The organism is Actinoallomurus acaciae (assembly GCF_042429965.1).
Classification (GTDB): Bacteria; Actinomycetota; Actinomycetes; order Streptosporangiales; family Streptosporangiaceae; genus Actinoallomurus; species Actinoallomurus acaciae.
The window spans coordinates 1-5,163 of sequence record NZ_JBHLZP010000554.1; the positions used below are offsets into that span (position 1 = coordinate 1).

The 5,163-nt window shown below is 71.4% G+C and carries 7 protein-coding genes; 4 read left to right on the forward strand and 3 right to left on the reverse strand.

Annotation, left to right across the window (positions count from 1 at the left end):
• From ACFFNX_RS41595 to ACFFNX_RS41605, 3 genes are all read left to right on the forward strand, one after another.
• The coding region (locus tag ACFFNX_RS41595; protein WP_378211702.1) for an SIS domain-containing protein at window positions 1-485 on the forward strand (485 nt) is incomplete at its 5' end.
• 16 nt (window positions 486-501) lie between these two features.
• Window positions 502-1,446, forward strand: a complete 945-nt coding sequence (locus ACFFNX_RS41600) for a cation diffusion facilitator family transporter (protein ID WP_378211703.1) — start codon at window positions 502-504, stop codon at window positions 1,444-1,446.
• 131 nt (window positions 1,447-1,577) lie between these two features.
• Window positions 1,578-2,093 (forward strand): hypothetical protein, encoded by a 516-nt coding sequence (locus tag ACFFNX_RS41605; RefSeq protein WP_378211704.1) that lies wholly within the window; start codon window positions 1,578-1,580, stop codon window positions 2,091-2,093.
• Window positions 2,094-2,138: 45 nt separating this feature from the next.
• Here the strand turns inward: ACFFNX_RS41605 and ACFFNX_RS41610 are convergent, their stop codons facing one another.
• From ACFFNX_RS41610 to ACFFNX_RS41620, 3 genes are all read right to left on the reverse strand, one after another.
• On the reverse strand, window positions 2,139-2,807 hold the full coding sequence (locus ACFFNX_RS41610) for a response regulator transcription factor (RefSeq protein WP_378211706.1): 669 nt from the start codon (window positions 2,805-2,807) through the stop codon (window positions 2,139-2,141).
• On the reverse strand, window positions 2,804-4,252 hold the full coding sequence (locus ACFFNX_RS41615; protein ID WP_378211707.1) for a sensor histidine kinase: 1,449 nt from the start codon (window positions 4,250-4,252) through the stop codon (window positions 2,804-2,806). The genes ACFFNX_RS41610 and ACFFNX_RS41615 overlap by 4 nt, the downstream gene beginning before the upstream one ends.
• A gap of 371 nt (window positions 4,253-4,623) precedes the next feature.
• Window positions 4,624-4,962 (reverse strand): MerR family DNA-binding transcriptional regulator, encoded by a 339-nt coding sequence (locus ACFFNX_RS41620; RefSeq protein WP_378211708.1) that lies wholly within the window; start codon window positions 4,960-4,962, stop codon window positions 4,624-4,626.
• A gap of 110 nt (window positions 4,963-5,072) precedes the next feature.
• Between ACFFNX_RS41620 and ACFFNX_RS41625 the strand changes: the two genes are divergently transcribed.
• A partial coding sequence (locus ACFFNX_RS41625) for an adenosylhomocysteinase (protein WP_378211709.1) occupies window positions 5,073-5,163 on the forward strand: 91 nt, incomplete at its 3' end.

Here is a 5,163-nt window from a genome sequence, read left to right on the forward strand (position 1 = left end):
TCGCCGGGTCGATCGCGGTGATCTGGGGCATGTCGCCGCTGACCGGCGCGGTGGTCCGGCGGTTCGCCGACCAGCTCGGCACCGACGCGAAGTACCCCGCCATCCCCGGCGAGCTGCCCGAGGCCGGGCACGGCCAGGTGGTGGTCTTCGACGGACCGTTCGCGTCGGCGGGCGGCCCCGCCGGCGAGGAGGACTTCTTCCGCGACCGCGTCGACGAACCGGAGACCGTGCGGCTGCGCCTGGTCGTCGTCCGCGACACCGAGGAGCACCCGCGGGTGACGCGACGCCGCGAGGCCGCCGCCGAGGTCGCGGCCGAACGCGGCGTGCCGGTCACCGAGCTGGTCGCCCGGGGCGAGCATCCGCTCGAACGCCTGGCCGGCCTCATCGCCCACGCCGACTACGCGAGCGTCTACCTCGCGCTGGCCCTCGGCACCGACCCGACCCCCCTGCCCGCCATCCAGGAACTCAAAGTGAGGATCTCATGACCCCCGTGGAACGACCGTGAGCGCCGAGGGCGGGACCAAGGCGATCATCGCCGCGCTGGGAGCCAACCTCGGTATCGCGGTGGCGAAGTTCGTGGCGTTCGCGTTCACCGGTTCGGCCTCGTTGATGGCCGAGGGCGTGCACTCGATCGCCGACTCCGGCAACCAGGGTCTGCTCATCCTCGGTCGTAACCGGTCGCAGCGGGCAGAGACGAGTCGGCACCCGTTCGGGTACGGCCGTGAGCGGTTCTTCTACGCCTTCGTCGTCGCCGTCGTGCTGTTCACAGTGGGTGCGTTGTTCTCGCTGTACGAGGGCTGGCACAAGGTCAGCGACCCGCACGATGTCAAGGACCCCGTCTGGGCCTTCGGCGTGCTGTTCCTCGGGATCCTGCTGGAGGGCTTCTCCTTCCGTACGGCGGTCAAGGAGTCGAACCGCACCCGCGGTGAGCAGAGCTGGGTGTCCTACATCCGCCGGGCCCGCGCGCCGGAGCTGCCGGTGGTGATCCTGGAGGACTTCGCGGCCCTCATCGGCCTCGTCGTCGCTCTGGTGTGCGTCGGCCTCGCGGTGGTGACCGGCAACGGCGTCTGGGACGGCGTGGGCTCGATCGTCGTCGGCCTGCTGCTGGCGTTCGTCGCCATCGTGCTGGCGGTGGAGACCAAGAGCATGCTCATCGGTGAGTCCGCGGTGGGCGAGATCGAGAAGAAGATCACTACCGAGCTGGAGTCGGTCGAGGAGATCGACCGGGTCATCCACCTGCGCACCCTGCACACGGGTCCGGAAGAACTCCTCGTCGCGGTGAAGGTCGCGGTCACCTCGGACGACACCGCGGCGGAGGTGGCACGGGGCATCGACGCGGCGGAGAAGCGCATCCGCGAGGCCGTCCCGATGGCCCGCCACATCTACATCGAACCCGACCTCGACCGCGCCCGCACGACCCCGGAGAGCACCAGCGAGGCCTCCTGACCCGCCGACGCCGGCGGGTGTGCGCGGAATGGCGAATGCGCGTTCCCGCCGTGGCGTCCGGCGCCGGTCGTCCCCGGTTACGTTGACCTCCCGTCGTCGCGGAGACGGCGGTGAAGGAACAGGGGATCATCGTGATACGCAGAGTCCTGACCCTTGCGGCGACGGCGATCGCGGGGGCCACGGCCGTCGTGCCGGGAACGGCCGTCGCGCCGACGACGGCGCGGGCGGCGACCGGCCCGATACTGCTCGACGAGCCGGCGGTCTGTAACTCCCAGAACGTGTGCGGCCGTATCGAGCTCTACCTCAACGAGTCGAACGGGCAGGTGCACGCGAGGCTGATCAGCCGCGAGGGCGCGATCACGGGGTCGGTGGCGAAGCTCGAGACGTCGGGTTACGACGACTTCCGCAACGTTCCGTACGCCTGGAGCAGGACGGTCGGCGACACCACGCACGGCGACGGGAGCACGTACGTCAACACCGACGACGTGAGCTACTCCTACCCCGGCGCCGACTGGTGGTGGCGGGGGTGCGGCTACATCGGCTCGGGCGGCTACTGCACGTACGCCTTCACCTTCTCCTACAGCACGGGCATCGGCTGGAAGATCCGCTACTTCAACGGCTACGGGATCTACGACTGGAACGGCTAGACGCCGCCGGGAACGCAGTCTAGGCCGGTGGGTGCCCGGCGCGGCCTACTCGTTGCCTCCGGGGACGACCAGGCCGGACTCGTAGGCCAGCACCACGGCCTGGGCGCGGTCGCGCAGGCTCAGCTTGGTGAACACCCGGGCCACGTGGGTCTTCACGGTGTGCTCGCTGACCACGAGGCGTTCGGCGATCTCGGCGTTGGACAGCCCGCCGGCGATCAGCCCGAGCACCTCGGTCTCGCGCGCCGTGAGGTTCTCCAGCTCCGGTGCGGGCCGCGGGCGGGCACGCCGCTGGCGGGCGAACTCCCGGATCAGCCGCCCGGTCACCTGCGGGGCCAGCAGGGCGTCGCCGCGCGCCACCACGCGGACCGCCGAGACGAGGTCGTCCGCGGTCGAGTCCTTGAGCAGGAAGCCGCTTGCCCCGGCCGACAGGGCGTCATAGACGTACTCGTCGACGTCGAACGTCGTCAGCACGAGCACCCGGGTGCCGGCGTTGGCGGCGTCGGAGAGGATTCGCCGGGTCGCCTCGATCCCGTCCATTCCGGGCATGCGGATGTCCATCAGGACGACGTCGGGGCGATGGGCCTCGGTGAGGCGTACGGCCTCCCGGCCGTCACCGCCCTGCGCGACGACCTCGATGTCGGGCTGGGCGGCGAGGAGTGCGGCGAAACCGGCGCGCACGATCGTCTGGTCGTCGGCGATCAGCACTCGGATCATGAACGCCGATTCTGGCCTACCGGAAGCTCGGCCTGCACGGCGAATCCGCCGTCTGTGCGCGGACCTGCGGCGAAGCAGCCACCGAGCATCGTCGCCCGCTCGCGCATCCCGACGAGCCCGTGCCCCATCGCCTTCGTGCGGTTCTCCACCCGCGTGACCGCCACGGGTGAACCGTCGTCGGTCACGCGGACGGCGAGCCGGTCGCCGAGGTAGTTCAGCTCGACCCGCACCCGCGAGCCGGGCGCGTGCCGCCGGGCGTTCGTCAGCGCCTCCTGGACGATGCGGTACGCCGACAGCTCGATGGTGGTCGACAGCGGCCGTACGGCGCCGTTGACGCTGAGCTGGGCCTGCCCGCCGGCGCCCCGGTGAGTCTCGATGAGCTCGTTCAGCCGGTCGAGGCGCGGCTGCGGCGTCACCTCGGGTTCGGCGTTCGGCTCGGCGCGCAGCACGCTGAGCAGCCGCCGCATCTCCTCCAGCGCGTCGCGCGCCGAGCCGGCGATCTCGGCGAAGCCGTTCTTGGCCTCCGGCGACAGCGTCTGCATCGTGTACGGCGCGGTCTCGGCCTGCACGGCGATCATCGAGACCGAGTGCGCGACGACGTCGTGCAGCTCCCGCGCGATCCGGGCGCGCTCGCGCAGCACCGCCTGCTCGTGCTGCACGGCGTTCAGCCGGGTCAGGGTCTCGCTGTTGCGCTCGCGCTCCTCGTCCATGCTGGCCTCGGCGGTCTCCACCGTACGGCGTGCGTCGCCCAGCCCGAGGGCGGCGACGACGGCGACGAGAGAGGCCGGCCAGGGGATGCCGTCGAGGCTGCCGGAGGCGAGGTACACGACGCTGACGGCGACGACGCTGCCCACGCCGAGCACACCGGTGGACTGGCGCGGCAGCTGCTGGGCCAGCAGGTACAGCGTGTACAGCCCGGCGAAGGCGGTCGTGGCGAGCAGCGGCTGCCCCGACAGCAGGCTCGCGGCGAGGGCGCCGAGCGTGATGGCCGCGGCCGGGCGCAGCGACTCCCGGCGGAACATCAGCGGCACGGTCGAGGCGAGCGCGAACGCGCCGAGGAGGCTGACCGCCTGCCGGTGGTGCAGCGGGATCTCGAACAGGGCGGCGAGCGCGAGCACGGCCCCGGTCACCGGGCCGTACCACCAGGACCGGCCGAACCGGCGCCACGCGTGCAGCCAGCGCAGCAGCGGAGGCGTGCGCGGTGCGGGCGCGGGCGCGCAGGGCCGGGCGTACATCGTTCCGCCGGGAGCGCGGTGGGACGGATCGGGCGGCGCGCTGCGGCCGTACAGGGACGCGACCAGGCGGCCCGTGAGCGGCTTCAGCAGGCGGCCGATGCCGGTGAGGATCCACAACAGCACCTGACCCACGGCGGTGACCACCTGGGCGGCCAGGCGCCACGCCGCAGGGCCGGCTTCTTGCAGGAAGTCAGGTTTGTCGCTAGCCACCCTTTATCTTCACCTCCCGATGCCGGTGCTCGCCTCACCGTATGGGGCGATTTACCCCTCCCTGAGAGTGGGCCGGTGTCCACCTGTAGGACGATGCGAGGTCCCTCCTACAGGGGGACGCGGCCGGCGGGGCGGGCGGCGTAACTTTTTGAGCGTGACAAGGGCGCCGCGTCTCCGTACTAGGGGGTCCGGAGACGTCGGCCCTGGTCCGCCATCCGGCCTTCGGGGGTTCGGATGGCGGCCGGTCTCCCTCGCCGGGTGGCCGTCGACCGTCCTTTGGTCTCCTACGGGATCCTCCCGTGGACGGCACGATCGGGCGCACCATGGGCTGGGGTCTCCCCGATCCGGCCACCCAGGCGAGGGCCTGAACTCTACCGTCGGCCGCGGAGCAGGCGAAGGGCCTTCTCCTTCTCGAAGTCCAGGGCGCGCGCCGGCGGGGGCGACAGGCGCCCGATGCGTTCGCCCAGCTCCCGCACTGCCGCCCGGACGTCCGGCTCGGCCAGCACGCGCAGTCCGAAGGCGAGCTCTCCCGGGCTGATGTCGTACCGCTTCTCCAGGGTCAGCGCGAGCGCCACCGCCCGCAGCTCGTCATCGCCGAAACGCCGGTGTCCCCGGGGCTCACGGATCGGCGGGAGCAGGCCGAGGGCCTCGCGGTAGCGGAGCATGCGGGGCGAGGTGCCGAGCCGCTGGGCGGCCTCCGTGATGCGCATGGGACCTATTCTGACAAATCAGTGTCAGAAACCGCACCCGGGCCGTGCATGGCTCGACTCCTCGCACCTAGACTCGCTCGTGACACCGAATCCAGGGGAGTTAACCAAGCATGGACTACAAGGTCGCCGATCTGTCGCTGGCGGCGTTCGGCCGCAGGGAGATCCAGCTCGCCGAGCACGAGATGCCCGGTCTCATGGCCG

Coding starts and splice junctions, on each gene's coding strand:
- ACFFNX_RS41610 (WP_378211706.1), bottom strand. CDS start 2,807: ATGATCCGAGTGCTGATCGCCGACGACCAGACGATCGTGCGCGCCGGT.
- ACFFNX_RS41620 (WP_378211708.1), bottom strand. CDS start 4,962: ATGCGCATCACGGAGGCCGCCCAGCGGCTCGGCACCTCGCCCCGCATG.